Below are 26,124 nucleotides of genomic sequence, written 5' to 3'. Positions count from 1 at the left end.
GCAGTTGTCGCGCGGGTGCCCGCTCTCCTCCGTCAAGGACGAGCGGGCACCGGCCCTGTAGGTCCTCTCGCTGCTGCCGGCCGGCCCACCGTTGCGAGTGTGGCCGAGGAACCCGGTCTCGGGGCGCGGACCGTCCAGCGGTGGATCAAGCGGCTGATGGACCTGAGCGGGGCAACGAGCCGGCTCCATCCGGGCCGGTATGCGAGCGAGTACGGCCGGCTCACCCGCCAACGCAGCTGACCGGCCGCGGCGATTACCGCGCCTTGGCCGGGAAGCGGGCCACCTCGATGGGCCCGCGTGCGGTGGTACGTAGGCTTCCGGGGACACCGGTACGCCGAGGCCTCGCGCCCGCGGCACCCCACGCCCACCTGCTAGGAGCACCATGGACACCATCCCCACGGACACCCTCTCCCGCAACGCCCGTCCGCCGCTGGCGCAGGCGGCGCTCGGCGTGGGCGTCATCGTGCAGGACACCCAGGGGCGCGTGCTGCTCGGCAGGCACCACAGCGGAACCTGGGAGCTTCCCGGCGGCAAGGTCGACCCGACCAATGAGTCCATCGCCGCGGCCGCCGTGCGTGAGCTCCGCGAGGAGACGGGCCTGGAGGTCGACGTGGACAGCGTGACGGTTTTCGCCATGCTCCACGACGTGGTCGCAGGGATCAACCGTGTGTCGATGGCTGCCGTGGTGACCCTGGAATCGGGGAGCCCGCAGGTGACCGAGCCCCATCTGATCAGCACCTGGCAGTGGACCGGGCTCGACGCTCTGCCGGGTCCGTTGTTCGGTCCCTCGGCGCAGGTACTCGCGGCCTGGCGCCCGGATCTCTCGATCGAGCACCCTCCCGCGCACCGACTGTCCGTCTCGGCCACCGGAGACGGCTCGTAGCCCTGCCCCTCAGCCCTGTGCCCGGGGTTCGCAGGCAAAGTCCGCTTCAGCCGAGCCGGTGGCCGCCGCGCCGGGCGACGGCGAGGATGGCCATGTCGTCCTGGTGACCGTCGCCGCTCCAGCGTGCGACATCCACGGTCACCGCGTGAACCAGGTCGCCGGGGTCCGTGAAGCGGGCGCCGATGAGCACGGCGGACGCACACGGATCGTAAAAGGTGCCCGTCCGGTTGCGTGCCTCGGTGACGCCGTCCGTGATCAGGAGCAGCAGCGCTCCGGGCGGCAGCGGGAAGACATCGGTGAGTGCCTCGCCGTCGGGTGCCGGGACCGCCCCCAGCCCCATGCCCAGGGGCAGCTGCGGACGAGTCGCGTCGAGCCGTACGATCGCGCCGTCGTGGATCAGGTACGGGCCCGGATGGCCACGGTTGACCAGGCGGAGCAGCTCGCCGTCACCGGGGACCTCGGCCAGCACGGCCGTGGTGAAGTCCTCGCCCGATGTCTCGTTTCCGCAGCGGCCCGACTCCCTGCTGAGCGCGTCGTCCAGGCGCTGCGCCAGGTCGGCCAGCGTGGGGGCGTTCTCGGCCTCCTGACGGAACGCACCGATCGCCACCGAAACGGATGCGACCGCCTGGAGTCCCTTGCCCTTCACATCGCCGATGATCATGCGCACGCCGTACGGAGTCTCCTGCACCGCGAAGAGGTCGCCGCCGATTCTGGCCTCGGCCTGTGCGGCGGTGTATCCGGCGGCGACGGCGAGCGGCCCGGCCCGCGACGGCGGATCCGGCAGAACCGCCAGTTGCACCGCCTCGGCGATGACCCGCGCTCTCGCGAGATCCCGCCCCTGACGCCGCAACAGCAGGTTGACCGCGAGGGCCAGAATTCCGATGAGGCCGATCACGGCGAGATCGACGAAACTCTCCGAAGCGGAACGCCCTTGGACGTAATCCAGCCCCACCGAGACCGCACAGGCAAGGCTCGCGACGAGAACGCCGGCCCGGAACGACAGCATCGCTCCGGCGATCAGCGGCGCCGCGGCCAGGAGCGGGAGTCCCATGTACGGCTGGGGCGCCAGGATGTTCAGCAGTACGCCCGAGACCAGGGCCGGAACGACGAGCAGCCAACCCGCCCATGCCGCCGTGCGCCCGCTCTCCTTCACCTGTGCTCCCTGTTGCTCCCCCTCCAGGCCTTGAATTTGAACGTACCACCCAAAATATCCATCGGTACGGTGCGGTCCCCGGGGACGCAGAACGCGAAGAGGTCCGTCAGGTCGAGCCGGGCATCGTCCACGGGGGACCGCAGATCGGGCCCACTGAGGTGATGAGACATGACCCCAGCGTCCGCCCAGCGCATGTGCATCACCCTGCACCGGGTCCGGAGGTGGCCCCGAGGTCATCCGCCTGGCCGCGGTGCGCCGCGCTCGGCCACCATGCACGCTGCGGCAGCCTCGGCTTCGGCTACGCGTCAGGCGAACGCTCACGCCTCTGGGCGGCTCTCACCCCACAGTTGTGACCATGCTGAATCGAGTAGCCGTACTGTCCGACATCCACGGAGTCCTGCCGGCCTTGGAGGCCGTGCTCGCCGAGCCGGACGTGAGCACCGCCGGGTCTGTATCGTCACTCGTCCTGAAGTCCGGAGGCACGGTCCGCCCTCCGGGCTGCCGACAGGCCGGCGCGTCGGCCTGATGCGCCGGCGCACACGAGGAGCTGCGATGAGCCCTGAATCCTTACTCCGACAGGCGATCGCCGAGGGCATGAGGGGCATCCCTGCCGGGGAGATCGTCCTGCGGGACGAGGGCACGCGGACGAACTGGAACGTCGAGGTCGCCGCCTTCCGGCTGGCGCCGCATCCCGTGACCCGCGAGCTGTACCGCGCCGTTCGGGGCGAGGCGCCCGCGAGTTCGGCGGGGCCGCGGACACCGGTGACCGAGGTGTCCTGGAAGGAAGCCGTTCGATTCTGCAACCTGCTCTCGCGGGAGACGGGACTCGAACCCTGCTACTCGATCGGCGACGACCCCGACGGGCAGGATGTGATCTGCGACTGGGAGGTCGACGGCTACCGGCTCCCGTCGGAGGCGGAGTGGGAGTACGCGTGCAGGGCCGGGACCTCCGGTGCACGCTACGGAGAGCTGGACGAGATCGCCTGGTACCGCGGGAACTCCGGCGGCCGGGTGCACGATGTCGCGGCCAAGGCACCGAACGCGTGGGGCCTGCACGACATGATCGGCAACGTGTGGGAGTGGTGCTGGGATGTCTACGATCCCCGGGTCTACGGCCCGTACCGCGTGTTCCGTGGTGGAGGTGGATACGATCGCCCCCGAGGGTGCCGGGCGTCGTGCCGCCGCAAGAGTCACCCGAGCTTCCGTATCGACGACCTCGGGTTCCGGCTCGCCCGATCACTCTGAGCGGTGGACGCGCAACGCGTCCGGTCGCTGCCGTTCGTTCTGGGACGCCCCATCAGCCGACACGTGGTTCAGGAACGGCTGCCGACGGTCGCGTCATCGAATGTGAACGTGACCGGCAGCTGTTCGGGGCCGCGCAATCCGCCCGGCCGCCACCGCAGCTCGTCCGGGGGAACGGCCAGGGCGAGACCGGGAAGGCGACGCAGGGCGGTGCCGATGGCGATCTGACCCTCGAGCCGCGCCAGCGGCGCACCCAGGCAGTAGTGGATGCCGTGTCCGAACGCGAGGTGGGCGTTGTCCTGCCGGGCGATGTCCAGGCGGTCGGGTTCGGGGAAGTGCTCCGGGTCGCGGTCGGCGATGGCGGAGGCGACCAGCACGGTCGCGCCGCGAGGGATGTTCACCCCGGCGATGGTGATGTCCTCGCGCGCGAACCTGGCGATGCCGGGGTTGACGGGTCCGTCGTAGCGCAGGAATTCCTCGATCGCGCCCGGGAGCAGCGCCGGATCGTCCCGCAGCATCCGAAGCTGGTCGGGGTGGGCGAGCAGTGCGGCGATGCCGCTGCCGATCAGGTTGACCGTGGTGATGTATCCGGCCACCAGCAGCAGGAAGGCCATGGCGATCAGCTCGTCCTCGTCCAGCCGCTGTTCCTCGTCCCTGGCAACGATCAGCGCGCTGAGCAGGTCGTCCCCGGGCCGGGCTCGTTTCGCCTCCAGGAGCGTGGTCAGGTACGAGCGCATCTGCCGCCACGCCCCGTCCACCCGGGCCGGGTCCGGCGGCTCGGTCCCCTGCAGGATCATGTCGTCGGTCCACTGCTGGAAGTCGTGCCGATCGGCCACGGGCACCCCGAGCAGTTCGCTGATCACCGTGACCGGAAGCGGCAGCGCGTAGGACTCGATGAGGTCGGCGCGGCCGGACGGCACGATCTCGTCGAGCAGTCGGTCCGCGATCCCCTGGACGCGGGGCCGCAGCTCCGCCACCCTGTGCGCGGTGAACGCCTTGGAGACCAGGCGGCGCAGGCGGGTGTGATCGGGCGGATCGGAGCGGAGCATGTTGCGCAGCATGGACTCGCGGTCGGCGGCGGGCAGCCGCTCGATGAGCCGGGGATCCGACGCATCGCGGACGTCACTGCTCAGCTGCGGGTGGGACAGGGCCGCGAGGCCGTCTTCGTACCGCGTGACCAGCCAGGCTTCCAGGCCACCCGCGATGACGGCGCGTCGTACCGGCCCGTCATCGCGAAGCTGTCGGTAGAGCGGAAAGGGATCCGCCACGAAGGCCGGGTCGGCGTAGGGCAGGAGGACCGGCTGCTGGCTCATCATGCCTCCCGTAGGGCATCGCGCCTCTTCACACACACTTGTACCGCTTTGAGCGATATGCCCCAGCGTAATGGGCCCGGGGCGTCACCCCGGGGAAGAGCGGCGCGAGCCGAAGCCGGCAAGTCGGGGACGCTCAGCTCTGTGTGACGCCGCGGCGGCCGGCGGCGACGTCCGTCGACGTCGCCGGGTCATGGCCACACCGGCGAGCACGACGAGCATTCCCGCCACAGCCCGCAGGCCGATCTTCTCGTCGAGGACCGTCGCGCCCAACACCGGCGAGACCACGGGCAGTAGGTAGCCGACGGTGGCCGCGTCGATGGCGCCTTCGTCAGCGATGATGCGGTAGGTGAGTTCTGGCGCAGGACGTGACGGGCTGGTGGTTCCGGGCCTGCGGCGAGCGCGGGCGGGGCCGGTCGGCGCGTGTGTCGGCCGCCGAAGGCCTCGTATCCGCCCGGCTCGCCGCGGGAACGGGACGCCGGGGTCAGCCGGTCTTCTTGGTGATCACGAAGCGGTCGATGACCAGATGGTCGATCTCCGTGGCGAGGAGGCACTCCAGAGCGTCGCGCGGCGAGCAGACGATGGGCTCACCGGCCACGTTGAAGGACGTGTTGAGGAGGCAGGGCACGCCGGTCCGGTCCGTGAAAGCGCGCAGAAGGCGGGCCAGGACCGGGTTCTGGCGGTCGTCGACGGTCTGCACGCGCGCGGTGCCGTCGACGTGGCAGGCTCCGGGGATCCGTTCGCGGTACTCCTCGCGGACCGGGAAGACGAACGTCATGTACGGCGACGAGGTCTTCTTGCCCAGGTCGAACACCCGGGGCGCTTCGGACTCCAGGACGACCGGGGCGAACGGGCGGAAGGGCTCGCGGTGCTTGACCCGGATGTTGATGATGTCCTTGATCTCCGGGAAGGCCGGGTTGGCGAGGATGCTGCGGTTGCCCAGAGCTCGCGGCCCGTACTCGGTGCGCCCCTGGAACCAGGCCACGACGTTCCTCTCGGACAGCAGCCGCGCCGTGCGCTCGGTGACCGCCTCGACGTCGGCCTCCTCCTGCCACTCGACGCGGTCGGCGTACTCCTCCAGTGCCTCCAGGATGTGCGGCTCGTCGTAGGAGGGCCCGAGGTAGGGCGTGGTGGCAGCGTCGGCGGGGCGGTTTCTGAGCCCGGCCGTGTACACGGCCGCGCCGATGGCGACCCCCGGGTCGCTCGCGCCGAAACTGACCTCCATGCCGGTGAACGACGAGCGTTCCAGCATCTTGGTGTTGGCCACGCAGTTCAATGCGAGACCGCCCTCGAAGACGAGCGTGTCCAGACCGGAGGCGGCCGTCAGCGCCCGCACCTGGTGCGTGGTGACGGCCTCCACCATGTGCTGGGCCATGGCGGCGACCTTCACCCGGAAGTCGAACTCCTCGCGCTTCTCGCTGTCTCCGTCGAACAGGTCGTCGAACAGCGCGTAGTACGCCGTCACGTCCATGGGGATGGATATGGTGTACGTGCCGTTCTCGTGGAGCCGTACGCAGCGCTCCAGCAGGGGGTTGCGACGCGGCGACGGGCCGTAGGCGGCCAGGCCCATCACCTTGTACTCGTCGTTGTTGGGCACGAAGCCGAGGTAGCGGGTGATCCGTCCGTAGGCCACGCCGAGCGAACTGGCCATCGGGATGGTGCTGTCGTCGAAGACGCGCACCACGCCGTCGCGCACTTCGCCCGTCACCGAGGACAGGGTCTCGGCCCGGCCGTCGCTCACCAGGAACGCCGCGTCCCCGCCCCCGGCCAGATAGGCGCCGCACGTCAGATGGGCCAGATGATGGGGTACCAGGACCAGCTTGTTGGGGTCGAGCTCATGGCCGGTGCGCTGGACGAAGTCGTCGTGGACCGCCTCACGGCTGACCATGTCGGTGTAGAACTCGCCGGTGCGCCGCAGGACGTCGAACTTCTCGGCGGGCGACAGACCGCCCGAGGCGACCTGGCCGATCATCTCGTCGGCCACCTCGGGCGAGAAGCGCCAGGGGAAGGCGACCACGTCCACCTGGTCGAGGGAGACGCCGGCGAAGTCCAGGCACCACTGGATCGCGTGGGCGGGGAAGTCGGAGGTCTTCTTGACGCGGCTGAGCCGTTCCTCCTCGACGGCGGCGACCAGTTCGCCGTCGACCACGAGGGCCGCCGACGCGTCGTGGCCCACGAGCAGGTTGCGGGCGACGCCGGTCGCCCCGAACAGGCGCCCGAAGATCTCGGCGCCCCTGGTGAATCCGTTGTATCCGAGCACGATCACGGTGGTTCAGCCTCCCTGGCGACGGTGGTTGCGACACGGCCCCGCGGCCGCCGTCACGGGTCCTGCGGAAGGTCGATCGGCTCGTTCGGGCCGTCCTTGGACTCGATGGTCAGGAAGGACAGCACCTCGTCGCCGATGTTCTTCAGGTCGTGCAGGTGATGTCCGCCGTCGACGACGCTGAAGTACCTCGTCTGCCCGCGCGCATAGGAGATCTCCCGGCTGGTTCCGTCGCCCATGTGCTGGCGGGCGCGACCGTCGGTGAGAGCGATCCAGTGGTAGTCGAGGACATGGCGGTGGACGGGGAGGCGCTCGCCCGGTTCGAGGCGCGTCTCCCAGACGCGCAGGCTTTCGGTGTCGACCAGCAGGGTGCGGCCGACGCGGCCGTTGTGCTCATTCGCGGCGAAGTCCGCATGCAGCGGCGGGCTCCAGCGGTCGTAGTTCTCGGCGACGACCTCGCTGGTCAGCGGGCGGTCGTGCACCGGGTGGTCGGTCTGGGGGCGGTTACCCACGGGCCGGTCCTTTCGGTCTCGGGGTGCTGGTGGCGCGACGGTCGGCGGGCGGTTCACCGCACACGGGACAAGGCGTCGAGCAGGGTGTCGCCGGCCCACTCGTCGGCGATGGAGACACGGCAGGTGCCGGGGACCAGCCGGGCGGTGTCGGCGACCATGATCCCGGCGCCGCGCAGCTGCTCCATGACGCGTTCGTACTGGTGCGTGCGGACCAGGAGGAAGTTGGCCTCGGAGGGGAACACCCGCTCCACGGCCGGGTGCCGGGCGAGCGCACGGGCCATCCGGTCCCGCTCCGACAGGATGCGCCGGACGCTGTCCAGCACCCGCGCGGAGTCGGTGAGCCGGTCGCGTACCGCCCACTGCGAGGCGTTGGTGAACCCGAAGGGCACCTGGACCCGGCGCAGGGCGTCGACGAGCCCCGGCTGTGCCAGAGCGACACCGCAGCGGGCCCCGGCCAGTCCCCACGCCTTGGAGAGCGTCCTGAGCACGATGAGGTTGTCGTGCCGGGCGATGAGCGGAGCGTACGAGGGCCCCGCGCTGAACTCCACATACGCCTCGTCGATCACGACCAGGCCCCGGCTGCGGGTGACCAGTTCGAGCACCTGCTCCGGGTCGAGCCTGGTGCCGACCGGGTTGTTGGGGTCGCACAGGAACGTCACGCGCGGGTCGGCCGCCAGGATCCGTTCGACGTCCAGCCGCGCCAGGTCGTCGCCGAGCAGCGGTGCCTCGACGACGGGCAGCCGCAGCACACGGGCGAAGTGCGCGTACAGCTCGAAGGTCGGAGGGGTGACGCAGACCGCCTCGCCCGGTGAGGCCAGCGCGGCGAGGAGCAGCATGACGGCGTCGACGGCCCCGCTGGTGAACAGGGCGTACTCGGCGCCGAGTTCACCGAGGCCCTCGTGTCCGGGCAGCCGTCCGACGGTCGTCAGATACGTACGGGCCAACTCGGCCGTGTCGAGTTCGGGGTAACGCCCGTCCGCCCCGAGGAACGGGTTGGTATTGCCGGAGAGGTCGAGCAGGTCGAACTTGGGCCGGCCGCGGAAGCGCGCCGGTCCCGGGACCGGCACCGCGGCGACCGGTTCGGTGGCGAAGGCCGACACCTCGGCTTCCGTGGGTTGTTCGGGCTCGGCGTCCACGCCGGGGGCACGCAGCCAGTGGTCGAGGGGGACGAACTGGTCGGCGCCCAGGGCCCGCATCCGCTCGGCGTCGCCGGGCCCCAGGTGGACCCACCCCAGGCCGGTGCGCCGGGCGTGCAGATACAGCTCGTACAGGGACGCCTCGTACAGGGCCTGCCGCGCGGCCGGAGCGTCTGGGGCCAGGGCCTGGGTGAGGCTGTAGATCCCGCGCCCGTTGTGCGAGCGGACCAGGAGCCCGGCCTGTACGACGTCGCCGCCGCGGCGGCGCACGAGCAGGTCGGTGCGGTCCGCCAGGGACCCCTGGGCCAGGGCGTCGAGCGCCTCGGCGCTCCAGAGCGCGCCGCGCCCGCCCTCTTGCTGATGGAGGGCGGCGAACGCCTCGCGCGCCGCGGGCTGCCGAGCCAGGTCGCCGAGCCGGATCAGCTCCCAGCTCAGCTCCCGGTACTCGTCGTGGCGTGCGCGCAGTTCGCCGAGCCGCTGCTCGCCGACCCGGCCGCGCAGCACGTCGGTCACCTCGCCGGGCAGCCGTACGAGTCCATCGCTTCCGGCGGCGGCGGCGACGAACCCGGCCTCGCGCAGCGGCCCGGTGTCGTCGGTGCGGCGCACGTACGGCACGAGAATCTGTTCCAGCCCGAACTCCTTCACCCGGGAGAGGAGTTCCTCCACCGCAAACAGGCCGGGAGCGGGACTGCTCGGGCCCTGGGGGACTCCCCCGATCAAGGTGGGGCGATGCGGGACAGACGCGTCGGCCCGCGCGAACCGCTCGTGGTGCAGACCGAGTCGGCCCGGCGCGCCGACCGGCCGGCCGGACTCCAGCGCGGCGCACAGGACGCGCCGCAGCTCGGTGACATCCGATTCTCTACGCATCGCCGTCCTCCACTCCCCCGGAGGCACCGGGCGTCTCGCCCTCGTCGGCGGCGAGGTATGCCTCGATGCGGTCGCGGTACTCCTCGAACATTTCGGCCAGTGTGCGGGCGATGCCCGGCCGCCAGTCGACGGTGCAGTCGCCGATGAGGTCGCGGCGGACGCGGTGGTCGAAGATCGCCGTCTCGCGACTGGGCGACTCACGGTCGAGCCGGGCCGGGACGCCGGTGAGAGCGGACATGTACCCGATGAGGTCGGTCATGCCGACTTCTTCGTCTCCGCCCCAGTTCACCACTTGAGCGGGCGTCCGGGCGGCCGCCCACAGCAGCGGCACCTGACGGACGACATCATCGGTGTGAAGCAGGTTGCAGTAGTTCTGGCCCTCGCGCGGCACCGCGCAGGCCCGGCCGCTCCGCAGCTGCTCGAAGAGGATCAGCGGCACGCCGCCGTGCCCGTACGGGCCGTAGGCGATGTTCAGCCGGGCGATCACCGTCGGCAGTCGCAGACTCTCGGCAAGACCGCGTGCCACGCCCTCGGCCGTGATCTTGGCGACGGGGTACGTGGGCAGCCAGGGGGCCGCGCCGCCGAGCGGGTCGCTCTCCCGGTAGCGGTGTGTCGCGTCGGCCCGGTTGTAGACGACTCCGGAGGACACGTAGAGGAAGGCCTCGGCGTCGGCGCAGTGCGTCATCAGGCGCGCGGTACTCACCGCGTTGACGCGGGCGGTGTCCTCGAAGTCGTGGCCGTCGCCCCGGTGGACGGCCGAGTGCAGCACATGGGTGAAGTCCTGTGGCAGCCCGTCGAGTTCGTCGGTGGCCATGTCCCAGACGACGGTACGGGCGCCGGCGGTCTCCAGCGCCTTGCGGGCCTCGGCATCGCCGAACCGGCCGAGGCACCACACCTCGTTGCCGACGGCGAGCGCCTCGGCCACGGGTCGCGCGACCTGTCCGGTGGCGCCGGTGACGAGAATCTTCTTGCCTTGCATGGTCAGTCGCTCCTGGTCGTGTCGGAGGTGGCCCGGCAGGTCATCGGTCCAGCGCGCGGGTCAGTTCCCTGCGCAGGGTCGCCTGGAAGCTCTGGACGTGCTGGGGGCTCATCAGCGTGTAGTGCTCCCCGTCCACTTCGATGTAGCTGTTCGTCTCGCGGGCGAACTCGTCCCAGTCGCGCAGCTGACCGTCCAGCCACTCCTGCTTGGTGCCCTTGAGCGGGGTGCAGTAGAAGACCCGCACCCTTTCGGCCGTGCCGGACGGCTCGTAGTCGCGCCCCAGGTGCACCATGCTCTGCGCCAGGTGCACCCAGGCGCCGAACCGTTCGACGTTCAGGTCGAGTTCGGCCAGCCGCCTGGGCGGGGCGTGCTCGACGAGGTGGGCGAGCTGGTCGGCCTCGGGCAACGGACGCAGAGTGGTGGTCAGTTCGGGAATGTCGGCGGGGTTGATGAGTTCGAGGAACAGTGCCAGGTTGATCGCGCCGTCGGTGAAGGTGATCTCGTTCATCCGGCCGGAGATGCGCGGGGGAAGGTTGAAGATGCCGACGAAGTCGACCCTTTCGCCGTCGGCCTCCAGGCGCTTGGCGATCTCGAACGCCACGGCTCCGCCGTAGGAGTAGCCCGCCACGGCGTACGGGCCGCTCGGGCGGGTCCGGCGGATCGCCGCGACATACGCGCCGACCATCTCGTCGAAGGAGGTGAAGTGCGACTCCCCCTGCCCGAAGCCCCGGGCCCGCAGCGCGTAGAACGGCCGCTCCCCGGTGAAGTACTTGGCGAGGTTGACGAAGACCAGTACCTCGCCGAGGCCCGGGTGGACGCAGAACAGCGGGGTCCCCTCGCCGGTGACCTGGAGCGGCACCAGCGGGTCGTAGGCGGCGTCGCCGCCCGCGCCGGACGCCGAGGTCAGGCGGGCCGCCAGCGCCCGCACACTCGGGGCCTGCAGGAGCGTCGCCATGGGGAGGTCGTCGAGGCCGAACGCGGTCTGGACGTTGAGTTTGAGCCGCAGGACGTCGAGCGAGGTGCCGCCCAGGTCGAAGAAGCTCGCGGTGACCGGGACCCGCTCGACGTTCAGCACCTCGGCGAACACCTGGGCCAGGGCGGTCTCCGCCTCGTCCGCCGGCTCCACGTGGCCGCCGAGGAAGCGGCCGGTCACCTCCTGCGCGCGCCGGGCCGCCGCGTCCAGCGTCCCGGACTCGACGGCCGTGCGCAGCCGGGACCGCTGGACCTTGCCGAGGTTGCCGCGCGGGATCTGTCTCTCGGCGACGGGCAGGATCAGCTGGGGACGGAACCCCCAGTGCATCACCGTGGAGCTGCGTATCGCGACGAGCGTGCGGTAGAGGGTCGTCTCGTCGGCCGGGTCGCCGGCCGGCACGAAGGCGACGGCGAGCTGTTCGGAGTCGGCGCCCTCGGGTCGGATCGGGAAGGCGGTGACCTGTCCGCGCCGGACGCCGTCGAGTTCGTCGAGGACCGCTTCCAGGTCGTGGCTGTAGTAGTTGACGCCGTTGACGATGACGGAGTCCTTGGTGCGGCCGATGAGGGTCAGCCGCCCGTCGGCATCGAGCCGGCCCAGGTCGCCGGTGCGGAACCAGCCGTCGTCGGTGAATGCCTCGGCGGTGGCCGTGAGGTTGCCGAAGTACCCGCCGGTCACCATGGGTCCGCGCAGCTGCACCTCGCCGGACCCGGCCGAGGCCGGACGGTCGCTGGAGGAGAGCACCGTGCCGGCGCCGTCGACGATCCGGATGCACAGCCCCTCGACCGGGTGGCCCAGCGGCGGGAACTCCTCACCGAGGTCGCGGTCGGTGAACTCGCGGTTGAACACGCTGCCCGCGCAGGTCTCGGTCATCCCGAACGCGGGCACCACCACGTCGGAGCGCAGTCCGTAGGGGGCCAGGGCGTCCAGGAACGACCGTACGGTGGCGGTCACTGTCGCCTCGCCGCCGGAGATGATGTACCGGATCCGCGAGAGATCAATGCCGGGCACGGCCCCGACCGTTCGCGCGAGGGCCTGGTTGATCTGGCCGAAGAGAAAGTTGGGGGTGAACGCCACCCGTACTTGATGAGCCGTCAGGAGCCTGAGGAATCCGACCGGTTCGGCCAGCACGGTGGCCGGGGTGGCGACGACCTGGTTCGCGCCGTTGCGCATCGGCAGCAGGTGCGCCTCGATGGCCGCGATGTGGTCGGCGGAGATCCAGTTCATCATGGTGTCGGCGGGCCCCAGGTCCAGCGCCCCCGACTTCCCGGCCTGCGCCGCGAGAAGGTTGGCGTGGGTGAGCCGGACCGCCTTGCTCGATCCGGTCGACCCGGAGGTGAGCATCAGCAGGGCGAGGTCGTCCTGGGCGGCCGCGTGGATGTGTTCGGGCTCGGCCGGGGCGGCGTCCAGCTCCTCCACGGTCACCGTGGTCAGCCCGATGTCGGGCAGATCATCGTGCGCCTTGGGTACGACGACCAGCGGGTCGCCGAGGAGGCTGCGCAGGTGCTCCAGTTGAGGGCGCAGGCGGGAGGGATCGGCGGGCGGGGCGATCGGACAGGGCACGGCGCCCGCGTGCAGGCAGCCCCAGAAGGCGCGGAGGAAGCTCTCGGGGTCGCCGGCCGCGACCAGGACGCGGTCCCCCGGTGCGGTGCCCCGGCTGCGCAGGCCCTGGGCGATTCTCAGGGCGCCTTCGCGCAGTTCGGCGTAGGAGACGAACGGACCGTCGACGAAGGTGACGCCGCGTGCGGTGTCCTGTGCGGCGCGTTCGAGCAGATGCGGAAGCGTCGTGACGCTTGTGGCGTGACGTATGTCCGACATGACAGTGAGGACCCCCGATCGAGGTGGGACTGAACTGGGTGGATCAGCGCGCACGTACTGGAGGAGGGGTGGGTGATGTCCGCCCGAGGACGGCTGGGGGCATGACGGTGAGGCCCGGTGAGTCCGGGGCGGGGCGGTGCCCGCCGCGGGCGGTGTGCGGCACGCGGTCGCCGCCGGTTCAGGCCGGCGAGTGGCGGTCCACGTGCGGGCGATGTGCCGGTGGGAGTCGCTGCGGCGCTGGGACGTGGGCCTGTCCGCGCCGGGGCCCTACTTCCCGCCGGTCTCGTTGAACCGGACGATCTCTGCGATCGTGCGGCTGAGCCGCCGCTCGTCCGAGTCGGAGACGATCGCCTCGCCGACGCGGCCGTAGGGTCCGGGTGAGGTGTCCGGTGAGGAGGAATAGGTGAGCTTGTCGAAGGTGAAGGCGCGCGCGAAGTCCTCGCGCGTCAGGTTGCCGTGGCCGGGGCTCCGTAGCAGGAGATAGCCGTGGAAGCGCTCCGGCGGGCGGACCGCCGGGGGGAGGGAGACACTCAGTCCGAGCGCCAAGCTGATCTCGGCGTCGAAGAGGTCGACTCCGTAGGTGAGTTGGACCAGTTGAGGGGAGAGCGCGCCCGGCAGGCGAATGGCGCATTCGCCGAAGGTCAGCCCGTCCTGTTCGACGTACGCCTCCAGATGGAACACGCAGTCCGGTGCCTCCAGGGTCCTGAGCACCCGTTTGGTGAGGTCCTCCGCCTGTTCGAACAGGTCCGGGTGCAGCCGCTCGTCGAGCAGATGGGCCGCGAGGACCCGACCGTGCACGGCGCTCAGCGGCGAGCTGTGATAGCGCGTCAGGGAGCGCCAGTGCAGGTCGCCGCCCTGCCAGATCCCGTCCATGTAGATCTCGGGGGCGTCGACGAACGACTCGGCGACCACATCGACGTCCGACTCACCCGGGAACGGCTCCAGCGCGCGGTGGTACTCCTCGGCGGAGCGGACGACCTCGGTGCGCAGCGCCCCAGCGCCGATGGCGGGTTTGACGACGAACTGCTTCCCCAGTTCCTCGGCGAGTTCCGCGTAGGGCGTGGCCCGGGACGCATAACGGGCCCGCGCGCGCCGGACGTCCGGCGGGAGCCGGTTCTTCTGCAGGTACTTGTCCCGGAAGAAGAGAACTCCCCGGGAATCGGAGTTTCCGGGAAGATGCAACTGCCGGCGCAAATAGGCCGCCGCGAAGACTCCGAATTCATGGACGCTGATGACGCCGGCCAGGTCACCGAGACCGGCGGAGAGAACCGCCCGGAAGACTTCCTGCGCGTTCTCCATGTCCGCGACGCAGCGATAGTTCTTCCTGTCCTGTAAATGCAGGGGTGCCGACACGATGTAAAAGGGTTCCAGGCCTCGGCGCCGCAGGGCTTGATCGAGATCTTCCCGGTATCCGACAACGACTATCGTGGGCATGCGCCGTCTCCAAAGTCACCACTGCCAAAATGACGAATTACTGTCGTGTTACGTCGCGATGAGCGGCGGGATCCACCCCCTGACATCCGATGCATCATTACACAGCCACATGGCGGCGGATCGTGCGATATGGACCACAATGCAGGTTTTTGCAATTACTCGCTTCGCGAACTTCTGCCTCTGCGCGCCGGGAGATATTCGCCGAGCCGGTCAGGGCTTGCGGCGCCATGTAATTACAGGACCGGTGACCCGTAGGGCGCCTGCGTACGATTCGCCGCACCCTGGGCCGGATCCGGCCGGGCCGCCGTCATGCGAGCGACGAGCCGCCGCGGGCGCCGCCTGCCTCGTTGAAGCGTGCAATCTCGTCGATCGTGCGCCTGAGCCTCGACTCGTCCGCGTCGGACACGATGGCGTGTCCGACGCGGCCGTAAGGACCGACCGGCGCATCGGGAGCGGAGGGGTAGTGCAGCTCGTCGAAGGAGAAGGCGCGCTCGAAGTCCTCCTGAGCCAGCGTGCCGTCACGCGGGGGGCGCAGGAGCAGATAACCGTGGAAGCGGTCCGGTGGCCGGTGGCCGTACGGCGGCTCGGGCGCCTCCCCCAGGGCGAGGGCGATCTCGATGTCGAGGAGGTCGACGCCGTAGGTCAGTTGATTGACCCGGGGCGACAGGGCTCCCGGCAGCCGGACGGCGCATTCGCCGAACGTCAGCCCGTCGGGCTGATGGAACGCCTCCATATGGAAGACGCAGTCGGGCGCCTCCAGGGTGGCGAGCACCCGGCGGGCCATGGCCTCCGCCTGCCCGAAGAGGTCCGGACATCGTTGTCGGTCGCGCACATGCGCGGCCAGGACGCCACCCTGCACGGCGCTGAGCGGGGAGATGTGATTACTGCTCAGAGACGACCACTGGAGCACGCCGTGCTGCCAGACGCCGTCGAGGTAGACCTCGGGCGCGTCGACGAACGACTCGGCGACGACCTCGACGTCCGAGCGTCCGGAGAACGGCTCGAGCGCTCGGGCGTACTCCTCGGGCGAGCGGACGATGCCGGTGCGCAGGGCGCCCGCCCCGGTGGCCGGCTTGACGACGAAAGGGGTGCCCAGCTCGGCGGCCGGCTCCTCGTAGGGCGTACCCACGGGCAGATACCGGCACCGCGCGCGCCGCACCTCCGGCGGCAGCAGGCTCTTCTGGAGGTACTTGTCCCGGAAGGCGAGGACCTTACGGGAATCCGCGTTCCCCGGAAGATTTAATTGCCCGCGCAGATATGCCGCCGGGAATACACCCATCTCATGGACGCTGAGCACGCCTGCCAGGTCTTCCGCCTGTACAGAGAGCACCGAGCGGAGAACTTCCTGGACGTTCTCCATGTCGGCGACACAGCGAAATTTTTTCTTCTCCGGCGAGATGATCGGAGTCGGAACGATGTAGAAGGGATCCACATCCCGACGTCGTAGCGCCTCGTCAAGATCATCCCGATATCCAATAACCACCATCGTGGGCATGTGCCGTCTCCAGTGTTACGACTTGCCGAGCCAGGGAGAAGTTATTGCGGTTTCATCGTGACGCAGCCGGATCTTTTCCGGCACCGGTGAATCATTGCACAGACCCAGTCGATCACCTCCTGTGATATGGATCACAAGGAAATCATGAATACCCACAACAGGAATCTCAGACTCCTCGGCCGTGCCTGGCGCGCCGGAACCTTGCTCTCGGATCAGGACGGGTCCTGGGTGAAGGTGCCTTGACGACCAGGTCGTTGCCCGAGCCTTCAGGGACCGCTACGACAGCACCGCCACCGGAGCCGACCCTGCCACCGGATGGACCGCGACCGCATCATCGAGCCTGGCGGCGCGGTCGTCCGCTCCCGCCCAATTCGGCGACCACAAAGACGCCTTCGAACGCGATCTGCGCAAAGCCCTGCTCGCCTTCAGCGCCGAAGGCCGCTTCGAGGAGATCATCCGTGCCGAAGGGATCACCGCCACCCGCCCCTGACGACCGATGACATCACACCGAACAACGTTCGCCCCGTCTGTGCGGTCAGGGCATGGATGCCGGCAGCCGACAAGCAGAAGAGGGCGTCCGCGAGCGGCCCGGATCTTCCAGTTCGCCCTCGTCCGCAGCCCCCTCTTGCGGGCGCCGGCGGCGTGCTGGTGGGCAGGGTTGACGGTGAAGTCGACGGCAACGGTCCCTGAAGCCGACACACGCCCACTGGGCTACCACCTGGAGGGGCGCTCCTGCTGAGCCGTACAAGCGAGGTCCTCCAACAGCACATCGGCCACCAGCTCCTCGACCACGGCAGTCCCATGCTCCACCATGGCCCCGGCCAGCTCGGGGTCCCACGGCGCTTCGGTGATACGCCCGGGCCGAGGGCCGTGCGGGTTGCGGACGACCGCGGCACGGTAGTCCTCGGCCGTCATACGCCAGGGGTGCGCCGGTGTCTTGTCCAGGACGTATGCGGCGATACGGATGCCCTCACCATCGAAGTCACCGTGGTATCGGAGAGCGGCACCTTGATCCGCGAGCATGCGCAGGAGCTGGACAGCCGCACTGTTGGGCCAGCCGGATGTGCAGACGAGCGGCGGACAGGAGGAACCGAAACGGCGTAGAGCCAGGGCCAGAATGCTGGGATTCTCCACTACCCGCACGACGGGTACGGAGCCTGCGGGCAGGGCGAACCGGCCTGGGGTCCGGACGTGGGCGAGGGTCAGGCTCGCGGCCTGACCGGCCTCTGCGCACGCCGCGGCCAGCCGGGCGAGCAGACCGTCGCCGGACGGGCGCAGTCCGCCGACGAGGACTGTGGCGGACAACTCGTCGTCGGCTACACCCGCGCGGCTCCACAGGGCCCGCCGTTCCGCTGCGGACTGGGGCGGGACGGTGTCGTAAAGGGTCGCGAGGGCACGGAGGACGAGGGTGGAAAGAGGTGTGCCGTCGTCGAGGGCGTGCGCGTGGCCGTTCAGGACCCGGGCGGCGAAGACGGGCAGGGGTTCGCCCGGACCGGGGAGTTCGGCGAGCACCTTGAGCGCATCGGTGAGCTGCGTGCGGGTACGTTCCGCCGAGCCGCCGACCAGACCCGCGGCTCGGCAGGATGCAGCCCAGTCGGCGAGCACCGGCTGCGCCCTTACGGTGTCGTGACCGGCCAGCCAACCCCACAGCCCAGCACGTTCGTCGTCCAGGCGGCGGCGCTCACCAGCTCTGTCTCCGAGTGGGCCGACGAGCGCGACAACGACTTCTCGTACGGTGCGGCCGGAGAGTTCGGCGACCGCCTCCTCCAATCGGTTCAGGGCGACGAAGGGGCGGGTTTCCGGCAGGTGGTCCAGACCGAGGAGGTCTGCGAGTGCCTCCCGCTGGGTCTCGTCCAACGGTCCGATGCGTACGCGTGTGACGGGGCGTCCGGAGGAGAGGCGGCCGTGGACCGACTGCCAGAGAGGGCGGAGCTCGCGGCGACGCAGGGTGGCTTCGCCCGGGTGCGGTTCCGTGCCGGTCGTCGCGTCCGTGGTCGTCATCCCGCCTCCATGCCGGTGCCGTTCCAGACGAAGCGCGCGCTGGTGACGGCGTCGTCGCCGCCGTCGGTAAGGAGCTGGTGGACGGCGATGCCAGGAAGCTCGCGATAGGTGCCCCACTCGTGGTCGGAGGTGATCACGAGATCCAGGTCGAGTGCGGTCAGCAGGGCGAAGACCTGTCCTCGGTTGACGGTGTCGACGCCGACGAAGACCTCGTCGAGCAGGATGGGGCGGGGCGCCAGGGGCACGTCCTCGTAGTGGGCGGCGACGGCCGCGAACAGCGGCAGGTGCAAGGCGATGGCCTTCTCTCCGCCGGAGAGAGCCCCGTGCAGCCTCTTGGTCAGCGGCTGCCAGCCGTTTCCGTCCGCCCGGTCGAGACGGACGGTGAAGCTGTGCCAGGCGGTGTAGTCCAGCACCTCGCCGAGGTGCTCCTCCCAGCTCGCGGCCGTGTCGTTGCCCTTGGCCTCCTCGATACGGGCACGGAAGAAGGTATGCAGGGCCTCCCGGTCCGACTCGGTGACCCGGGCGGGGTCCTTCAGGAGCAGCCGGCGAGCGGTGCGGGTACTGTCCGGGAGGTCCGGGCGGACGTCCCAGACGAGTTGGACCGCGACGTTGGAGGCCGTACGGACCCGCTCCAGGTGCCCGTTCATGTGCTCGACGAGTTCGCCGGCCCGGCGGATCCGGGCGGCGAGGTGACGGCGGATGTCACCGGTGAGGATCTGGTCGAAGAGACGCCGCTCGGCGGTGCTGATGTCGCCGCGACTGCGGTCGCGTTCCTGGGTGAGCGTGGTGAGCAGCCCGGCCGCCCCGACGCGTACGCCGTCCAGAGTGGCGGTGAAGAGCTGGACGTCGTCGTCGGGCTCCAGAGCCAGGTCCGCACGGACGCCGAGGTGTCCACGGGCCTCGTGAACGGCTTCGGAGAGACGGGTCGCGGCGTCGCCGAGATTCCGCGGCGCGTGGGGGAGGCCGGGCCACTGGGCCGCGGTGGCGCGGGCGGCCTCCAGGGTGGCCCTGGTGCCGTCCCCGGCGTCGAGTTCCAGCGCGATTCCGGCGTCCTCTGCCAGGCCGACGAGGCACAGGTGCCGGAAACGGTGTGCCGCGTCGTCCCGGGCCGCGACGGCCGTCTCCCGTAGATCGGCGTCCTGAGAGCTCGTGGCCCGCAACCCGCCGATGCGGCCTTCCAGGTCCACCAGGAGTCGCGTCGCTCGGCGGACTTCGCTCCGGCAGCGGTCCCGCTCGGCGCGCGCTTCCTCGACGCGCACGACGATCTGCCGGTAGTCCTCACCGACGGTCGCCTCCACCGCCTCCAGACGCGCAGTCGTCCCAGCGGCCTTCGCCTCGAAGGCAGCCGCTTCCCCGACCCTCTCGTCGGCGATGCGGCGTGACCGGTCCGCCTGCGTGGCCGTCTGACGAGCACCTTCGGCGGCGGTGGCCGCAGTGATACGGGCGTCGACCCAACTGTCGGCGAGGTCACGGAATCCATCGACATCGCTGGAGAGGCTGCGCAACCGCTCACGGTCGGTGGGCAGTCCGTGTTCGGCGGCCCGGCGGCTCAGCGTGCGCAGCGCGTGCGCCACCCCGGTCTCGCGCCGGGCAAGGTGCGTGGTCGCGTCACGTACGACCTCGTCCCGGGCCGCCATCATCTCCTCGGCCCGGTCCCAGCCCCGTCGACGGGCGTCGAGTTCCCGGTGGCCGGGCCGCGCGGCCCGGTCCATCTCCAACGTGGTGGCTCGGGCGTCGAGCTCGTTCAGCTGATCGTCGAGGGCGGCGAGGGCGGCGTCCGTTTCCTTGATGCGCCCGGTCAATTCGGCGATCCTGCGTCGGCGGGCCCGTTGCCGAGCGAGAGCACCGATGAAAGCGGGTTCCGGCTTGCTCCAGGTCCCGGTGGCCGGCGCGAGGCGCCAGGCCCCTTCGGCGGAGACGGCCGCCGGGTGGCCGCCGGGCAAGGTGGTGCCGTACGCGACACCGGCGAGGATGTGAGCAACGGTGCCGACCGGTACGGGGATGTCCTCCTCTGGCCGCAACACGTCAAGCAGGCTGGGCCCCGGGGCAGCTGCGGCCAGAGCGGGCTCGGCACGGGTGTCGTGACCCGGCAACATGATCCCGTCCGAGGGGCTGACCCATGCGTCCAGGAGGCCCGATGCCTCCAGTGCGGCTTCCACCGCGGCCTGGACGGTGACCGGAACACCTTCGCGGAAGGCCACGAGCCGCCACAACGGCGCTCCCGCCGCCGTTGTGCGGACGGTGGTGCGGGTGGGTGGGGCGGGCGGCGGAAGGTCGGTCTCACCACTGAGCCGACGCGCTTCCTCGTCGAGCCTGTCCCGTTCCTCTCCCAGCCCCCGGCGTGCGGCTCGGACACCGGCCCGCGCCGTGGTGATCTCCTGGTCCAGCGGCCGTGCCGCGGCGTCCACCAGCGCGCGCACGTCCGCTTCGACCGCCGCCCTGGCCGCCAGTTCGGCGGGGTCGGCGATGCGTAGTTCCGTGCAGCCCGCAGCCCAGGCCAGCAGCAGGTCCGCCTGCCCGGCGACGGCGTCGTCCCAGGCTCCGGCGGTCTCGTCCCGGTGAACGATCGCCTCCCCCAGCCTGGTGCGCGCCTCGTCCAGCAGGCCCTCGGCCGCACCTCGATCCCGTACCGCGCGGTCGTGCTCCTCGATCGCCTCGGTGATGTGCATGACCTGTTCGCGTCGCGCGGTGACCGCGCCTCGGAGCAGCCGACGGGCCTTGCGGGCCGCGTGCTCGCCCACCGTACGAGCGACGGCACCGGAGCTCTCCGGCCATCGGCCACCCGTCCCGGCCCCCGGGCCATCGGTGAGGAGCGCCGCCGATCCCGAGTCGAGGATCGTGCTCACCTCGTGATGGACGGACTCCATGCCCGCGGCCCGGGCCGACCGATGTGATTCGTCCGCGGCTTCACGCGCGTGCTCGTCGAGGGTGCGGGCGTACCCCGCGGTCTCGGCTGCGAGCTTCCGGTCCTTCTCCGCGCCGGTCTCGGCGGATTCAGCGGTGGCACGCCGCTCCTTCGCGGCCGCGACCAGATCCGCGGTGTCGCGGCGGAGCCGGTCGAGCTCCTCCCCCTTCTTGTACGCGTCGCGCTCGCGCAGCCCCTCGACGGTCTCGTCCAGGGCGTGTGCCCGCAGATCCTGTTCGTCACGCAGGGTCTGGGTCGACGCGCGCTCCACGAGCGCTTCGTCGAGTGCCTCGCCGCTCAGGCGGGCGGCACGGGTGCGGCCGTCCATATCGGTCGTCGCGGAGATCAGCCCGGCCGCGCCGGCGCGCAGGACCCGGCGGGCGTAGGCACGCTGTCGGGAGGCAACGGTCTCGGCCGCCGTGACTTCGGCGTCGAGCCGGTCGAGGTGGTCGCGCTGTCGATCCAGACGCTCGAAGCCCTCGGCGAGCTCGGTGATCTCCCCCTCGCCGAGCGGGGGCAGTGCGCGGGACAACAGGGTCGACAGCAAGGACGGGTCGAGCCGTTCGGACAGCTTCGGCTGGCGCAGCTGGAGCAGCGCGGAGAGCAGCGACTCGTACCGCTGCTCCGCCATGCCGGCGAAGAGTGCACGTCGGACAGCGGTGCGGTGGTCGGTGGCTGACGGGTGCACCTCGCCGCGGTCGCGAAGAGCCTCGGCGAGAGCGGCCTTGGTCAGGGGCTGCCCCACCTCGTTGACGAGGGGTACGCCCTCGGGGTGGGCGATCCGGGAACCGGTGGTGAAGTACTCGGCGTGTGCTGTGCTGGTGTGCACGCTCGCGTGCAGGCGCGCACCGCAGCCGAACCACTCTTCGGTGCCGTCGTCGCCGACACGGCGGAACTCCATCCACACGTACCCCACGCGTGTCTTGGAGGAGGCCCCCGCGCCAAGCAGGTTCCAGTGCATGGTGCGTTCCGAACCACCGAACGTGGAAAGGCGGTTGGGGCGGAGGCTGGCGTCGAAGAGGAAGGGGAGCAGCAACTCCAGGGCCTTGGACTTGCCGGAGCCGTTCTGGCCGCGCAGCAGCAGCCGCCCCTGGTGGAAGGTGAAGGTCTCGTCGTAGTAGCGCCAGACATTGAGGATGCCCGCGCGGTGGGGCTGCCAGCGGCTGGGGGCGGCGTCCGCCGCTCGAACGAGCGGCAGCTCGGCGGTCTCCTCGGACCGTAGCTGGAAGGGCAATTCTGTCACGCTCACTGGATGTCTCCTTCCGTAGCGCCGCCACGGGAAGTGGTAGTGCTCTTCGGGTCGTTCTTCGGTCCCGGAGTCGTTGTCTCCGTCAAGCGGTAGCGGTACGCGGCCGGTCGTGCGACGACGCGGCCCCGGGTTCTCCCGGCCAGGCCGACGTCGAGCAGGACGCGTACGGCGTCGTCGGCCAGCCGTGCCGGGCCGTCCTCGGACTGGTACGCCTTGGCCCAGCCAGGGAAGCGCCGCAGCAGTTCCGCTCCGGCCTCGGCCAGCTGTTCGGGCAGCATCCCCGCGGGCGCCGCGCAGAGCGGGGCGAGGAGAAGCAGCGCGGCGACTCGGGCGGTGGAAGTGTCGTCGGGGAAGCGGACGTCGGTGGCAATGCCGTCCGGGTCGACGAGCAGGAAGCCCTCGGCCCGTTCCTCCAGGAGGAAGCCGGCCTGCTCGACCGATCGGCGCAGGATTTGGCGGCCGGTCAGAGAGGTGACGTAGGCGAGCTCGTCCTCGGCGAGGTCGGCCCGGTACAGCACGGGATCGTCGAAGAGGCGGCGCAGCACCGAGTGACGCGATCTCAGGTTCCGTTGGGCATCAGTGGTGGCAATCTCGCCGGGCGCCCCGTCGGCCGTCCCGTCGGCGGCGGTGCCGCCGTAGCGGCGCTCCCGCACCAGGTCGGCGAGAAGGTCCTCGAACCGTGTGGGCACGTCGTCCGGGATCACGGCGAGCCGTGAGGCACCGACCGGCGCGGCGGGCAGCCGCATCAGCAGCGTGGTGTCCACCCGGTACAGGACCTTCGCCTCCGCGGAGTCGACGTACGCTTCGGTCGTGCCGTCCACGGCGCGCAGCACGTCGTACGACTCCAGCAACTTGAGGACGTCGACGAACGCCATCCGCTCCGGCCGGTGGACCGGGTCGAAAACCGGCAGTGCCCGGTCGGCCGCGGTCGCCTGGACGACGCGGTCGGCGAGCATGCCGATGGTCGTCATCGGCATCGACAGCAGCTCGGCCGCGGTGACGCAGAGCAGGACGTAGCGCCGACGGTCGAACGGGGCCCGGCCGGACCGCGCTCTGCGCGCCGGACGGGAGCCGTCGGGGTTCGCACGGATCTTGGTGAGGCGGGCGTATCCGCGGCGGGGCTCCACGACCAGGCTCCACCCGCAGGTGTAGTCGAACCACCGGGCCAGCGGGGCACGACGGCGCCGTACCAGTTCGAAACCGGTCGGATCGACGGCCTCGGTGAGCAGCGGGCGGGCCAGGAGGAGACGGATGGCGCGAGCGACCTCCTCCCTTTCTGCGGAGGCCAGTTGGTTGGCGAGCGTGCTCATCCGGTCTCCTCCCGTCCCATGGCGGCGCGGGCCGACGGGAAGGCGGCCGCTCCACCCGCGGCCAGGATGTGGACGACGTAGTCCGGGCCTGTCAGCGTCCCCTTTTCGGTGTGCAGTACGGCGGTACGCGCGTCGGGGGGCGGCGACAGCGCGATCTCCACCCGGCCGTCCCCGGTCGTGGCGCGTCGCAGACCGCCGGCGTCCGGCGGAGCAGCCAGGGCCCGGCCCAGCAGGTCCAGCAAGCGGTCGAAGGCCGCGGGATCCAGCGTGCCGAGGGAGGAGAGCCGTACGGGGCCGTCCGTCTCCAGCTCCTGCCAGGCTCGCGCGAGCTCCGCTCGCTCCGCACGTGCCCGCTCGGCGCGCTCGGCCCTCACGGCCGCGACGTTCCTCACTTTGCCCGTGCGGGTGAAGCGCTCCGTCCGTCCGCTCGTCCGCAGCAGCGCCGACACCTCCACCGGCGGCGCCTCGAACCAGGACTGGGACGAAGGAATCAGCTCCGGGTCGGGGTGGGCGAGGTGGGCGTGACGCGCCGGGCCGAGACCGAAGGCCGCCGCCCACAGCCGGTGCAGGTCGTCCTCCTCGGGAGCCGCCGCGAACCAGCGTGCCAGTTCCCGGAAGTCCTGCACGGCGCTGGTGGAGCGGCGCCGGGACTCGTTGATCCGCTCCAGGACCTGCAGGAGGGAGACGATGGCGCGCCGGGCGACATCGTGCAACTGCTCGATCCGGGGACGCGCCCCGTCGTCCGGCAGGAACCACGCCCGCAGGCCCGCCCAGCGCGCCCGTCGGCTCTCCAGCCAGCCGGCTGCGGGGTCCTCCCCCGGCACCGGCGGCAGCTCGGCGCCGCGCAGAGCCCGCTCGCGCAGCACCGCGATGCCCCGCTCCTCCACGCGGGCCACGGCGGCGGCCACCGTCTCGCCGCGCCGGTCGAGGTTGACCAGGAACTCCTGGAGGTACGCGACGGTGGCTGCCTTCACCTCACGGAACACGTCCAGGTCCACGCCCTCGGCGCGGAGGAGCCGCTGCAACTGGCCGTTGAAAGCCTTGGTGTTCTCCACCAGGGCCTCCAAATGCCCCTCCAACTCCCGCAGGGTGCTGAAGATCCGGCGGTCGGCAACGGCGGGTTCACCGGACAGTACGGTCAGTTCGTCGAGCCGATCGCTGATCGCCTCCAGCACCGCGGTCTGCAGCGCCCCCGTCGATGCCAGCACCTCCAGGGCGTGCCGCAGCCCGGCGAGCGCGGCCTCGCCCCGGCGGGTCAACGAGTAGTGCAGGTTGCGCCGTTCGTACTCCTCGGCCGTACGGTAGTTCTCGGCGTGGTTGTGGACCACGTCGAGGAGTTCCCACCTCACCAGCCGTTTCAGCGCGTCGTGCAGCTCCTCGTCCCCGAGATCCGCGATCCAGCCCACCGCACGCAGCCGCTCGCGTACGCCGTCGAGCCCGAGCGTGGTCTCCAGGTATTCGCCGGCCACGCCAAAGGCTTCGAGTACGGCCCCGTTCAGGTCGGCCTTCTCGCCCGTGGTGAACCGGAACATCTCCGGCGGAACCCTGCGCATCCTCGTACATTCCCTCCTCCGCCGCCATCCCTGCGGCACTTCGGCCCCCACGGTAGGGGGCAGTTCCGGATGCCGGCGTCGCTTCGTTGTCGTCGCTGTCATGGCCGGGATCCACACCATGTTCTCGAACGGGTGGACAAAGCTCTGCGCATTCCGGATGCCGGAGACCAGCACATTGCCGCTCGGCCGGCAGGGCAGGTGCTTCAGCGGCTCCAGGATGATCAGTACGGTGACCGGCGCCGTTCCCGCCTCCACGCCGGAGACGACCGCGAGGAAGAAGTCGTCGCTCTCGACCGCCCGCTGGAACTCCGTGGGGGCGAGCTGGATCGTGTCCTGCTCGACACCGCGACAGGTCTTGAGTTCGTGGAAGCGGGCCAACTCGCCCCCCGCGTCCGCGCCCAGGCCGCGCTGGGCCCTCGGGCCACGCAGTTCGGTCTCGTCCAGCGCCAGTGCCCGGCGTACGAGGTCCAGCGCCACCTTCTCCTGCTCCACGATCGTGCAGGAGGGTGCGGAGATGCGCTGCTGAGGGACGGCCGAGCCGGGCCGGGGCTGCAGCAGACCGGACGGGCTCTTCTTCGGGACAGCGCCGGTCGCGGTCCCGGCGCCGGGCCGCGGTGCCGTGAGGTTCCCTCGGTCCACGACGAGACAAAGAGCGCTGGGGCCCACCGGTCGACGGCAGGGGGCGGCGGGCTGCCCGGCCGGGGCGGAGGGGATCCGGCCGGGCGGGGCGGAGGGGATCCGGCCGGGCGGGATCACGGGCGGCACGGTTCCCCGGCCGCGGGTCGTCGACGGGGCTCCCGCAGCCGGGCGCCTTCCCTTTTCCGCCCGCTGACGCCGGTCAAGGAGGCTGGTCCCCGACTGGTCCCCAGGAATGACCAAGGGCCGATTTCGGATTTCTCCGAAACCGGCCTTTGCCTGCGACTGTCTCCAGTCGGGACGACAGGATTTGAACCTGCGACCCCTTGACCCCCAGTCAAGTGCGCTACCAAGCTGCGCCACGTCCCGCTGCGATTCCCCCCGGCGTTTCCGGGCGGCTGCGCAGGA

General features: G+C 70.7%; 16 protein-coding genes, 1 tRNA gene and 1 pseudogene. 4 read left to right on the top strand and 14 right to left on the bottom strand.

Annotation, left to right across the window (positions count from 1 at the left end):
• Positions 1–99: 99 nt before the first annotated feature.
• Both GA0115254_RS47715 and GA0115254_RS21935 read left to right on the top strand, forming a co-directional pair.
• Entirely contained in the window at positions 100–240 is a 141-nt protein-coding gene (locus GA0115254_RS47715) for a hypothetical protein (RefSeq protein ID WP_176740242.1), read from the top strand.
• A 142-nt stretch (positions 241–382) separates the two neighbouring features.
• Complete coding sequence (locus GA0115254_RS21935; protein ID WP_093896993.1) at positions 383–883, top strand: nucleotide triphosphate diphosphatase NUDT15; 501 nt, start codon at positions 383–385, stop codon at positions 881–883.
• Between the two features lie 46 nt (positions 884–929).
• On the opposite strand, the gene GA0115254_RS21930 is transcribed toward GA0115254_RS21935, so the two are convergent.
• The gene (locus tag GA0115254_RS21930) at positions 930–2,036 is read right to left on the bottom strand and encodes a PP2C family protein-serine/threonine phosphatase (protein WP_370740919.1); all 1,107 of its coding nucleotides are present in this window, start codon (positions 2,034–2,036) and stop codon (positions 930–932) included.
• Between the two features lie 355 nt (positions 2,037–2,391).
• Between GA0115254_RS21930 and GA0115254_RS43320 the strand changes: the two are divergent.
• Both GA0115254_RS43320 and GA0115254_RS21920 read left to right on the top strand, forming a co-directional pair.
• Positions 2,392–2,490 (top strand): annotated as a pseudogene (locus GA0115254_RS43320) (metallophosphoesterase); the annotation flags it as partial.
• A gap of 98 nt (positions 2,491–2,588) precedes the next feature.
• Positions 2,589–3,281, top strand: a complete 693-nt coding sequence (locus GA0115254_RS21920) for a formylglycine-generating enzyme family protein (protein WP_256102724.1) — start codon at positions 2,589–2,591, stop codon at positions 3,279–3,281.
• A 68-nt stretch (positions 3,282–3,349) separates the two neighbouring features.
• On the opposite strand, the gene GA0115254_RS21915 is transcribed toward GA0115254_RS21920, so the two are convergent.
• From GA0115254_RS21915 to GA0115254_RS21850, 13 genes are all read right to left on the bottom strand, one after another.
• Positions 3,350–4,591, bottom strand: a complete 1,242-nt coding sequence (locus GA0115254_RS21915; RefSeq protein WP_093897008.1) for a cytochrome P450 family protein — start codon at positions 4,589–4,591, stop codon at positions 3,350–3,352.
• 481 nt (positions 4,592–5,072) lie between these two features.
• On the bottom strand, positions 5,073–6,854 hold the full coding sequence (locus tag GA0115254_RS21905; protein ID WP_093896991.1) for a carbamoyltransferase family protein: 1,782 nt from the start codon (positions 6,852–6,854) through the stop codon (positions 5,073–5,075).
• A gap of 53 nt (positions 6,855–6,907) precedes the next feature.
• A complete protein-coding gene (locus tag GA0115254_RS21900; RefSeq protein WP_256102723.1) occupies positions 6,908–7,363 on the bottom strand; it encodes a cupin domain-containing protein in 456 nt (151 codons plus the stop codon).
• Between the two features lie 53 nt (positions 7,364–7,416).
• A complete protein-coding gene (locus tag GA0115254_RS21895) occupies positions 7,417–9,366 on the bottom strand; it encodes a pyridoxal phosphate-dependent aminotransferase (protein WP_093896990.1) in 1,950 nt (649 codons plus the stop codon).
• Positions 9,359–10,345, bottom strand: coding sequence for an NAD-dependent epimerase/dehydratase family protein (locus GA0115254_RS21890; RefSeq protein WP_093896989.1), 987 nt, complete (start codon positions 10,343–10,345; stop codon positions 9,359–9,361). Before GA0115254_RS21890 ends, GA0115254_RS21895 begins: the two co-directional genes overlap by 8 nt.
• A 40-nt stretch (positions 10,346–10,385) precedes the next feature.
• On the bottom strand, positions 10,386–13,133 hold the full coding sequence (locus tag GA0115254_RS21885) for a non-ribosomal peptide synthetase (RefSeq protein ID WP_093896988.1): 2,748 nt from the start codon (positions 13,131–13,133) through the stop codon (positions 10,386–10,388).
• Between the two features lie 267 nt (positions 13,134–13,400).
• Positions 13,401–14,432: an ATP-grasp domain-containing protein gene (locus GA0115254_RS21880; protein ID WP_370740918.1), complete on the bottom strand. Its 1,032-nt coding sequence runs from the start codon at positions 14,430–14,432 to the stop codon at positions 13,401–13,403.
• A gap of 442 nt (positions 14,433–14,874) precedes the next feature.
• Entirely contained in the window at positions 14,875–15,999 is a 1,125-nt protein-coding gene (locus GA0115254_RS21875) for an ATP-grasp domain-containing protein (RefSeq protein WP_370740917.1), read from the bottom strand.
• Positions 16,000–16,773: 774 nt separating this feature from the next.
• Positions 16,774–18,063: a TIGR02679 family protein gene (locus GA0115254_RS21870; RefSeq protein ID WP_093896985.1), complete on the bottom strand. Its 1,290-nt coding sequence runs from the start codon at positions 18,061–18,063 to the stop codon at positions 16,774–16,776.
• A complete protein-coding gene (locus tag GA0115254_RS21865; RefSeq protein WP_176740241.1) occupies positions 18,060–22,217 on the bottom strand; it encodes a TIGR02680 family protein in 4,158 nt (1,385 codons plus the stop codon). The genes GA0115254_RS21870 and GA0115254_RS21865 overlap by 4 nt, the downstream gene beginning before the upstream one ends.
• Positions 22,214–23,527 carry a TIGR02678 family protein gene (locus GA0115254_RS21860; RefSeq protein WP_093896984.1) on the bottom strand — a complete coding sequence of 438 codons (1,314 nt, stop codon included), beginning with the start codon at positions 23,525–23,527 and terminating at the stop codon, positions 22,214–22,216. Before GA0115254_RS21860 ends, GA0115254_RS21865 begins: the two co-directional genes overlap by 4 nt.
• Positions 23,524–25,719, bottom strand: coding sequence for a TIGR02677 family protein (locus GA0115254_RS21855; protein ID WP_093896983.1), 2,196 nt, complete (start codon positions 25,717–25,719; stop codon positions 23,524–23,526). The genes GA0115254_RS21860 and GA0115254_RS21855 overlap by 4 nt, the downstream gene beginning before the upstream one ends.
• A gap of 292 nt (positions 25,720–26,011) precedes the next feature.
• Positions 26,012–26,085, bottom strand: a tRNA-Pro gene (locus GA0115254_RS21850).
• Positions 26,086–26,124: the final 39 nt, after the last annotated feature.

This window comes from Streptomyces sp. Ncost-T10-10d (assembly GCF_900091955.1).
Taxonomy (GTDB): domain Bacteria; phylum Actinomycetota; class Actinomycetes; order Streptomycetales; family Streptomycetaceae; genus Streptomyces.
The sequence above is the reverse complement of the archived record's forward strand: the minus strand, read 5'-3'. Positions and strand labels throughout refer to the sequence as shown.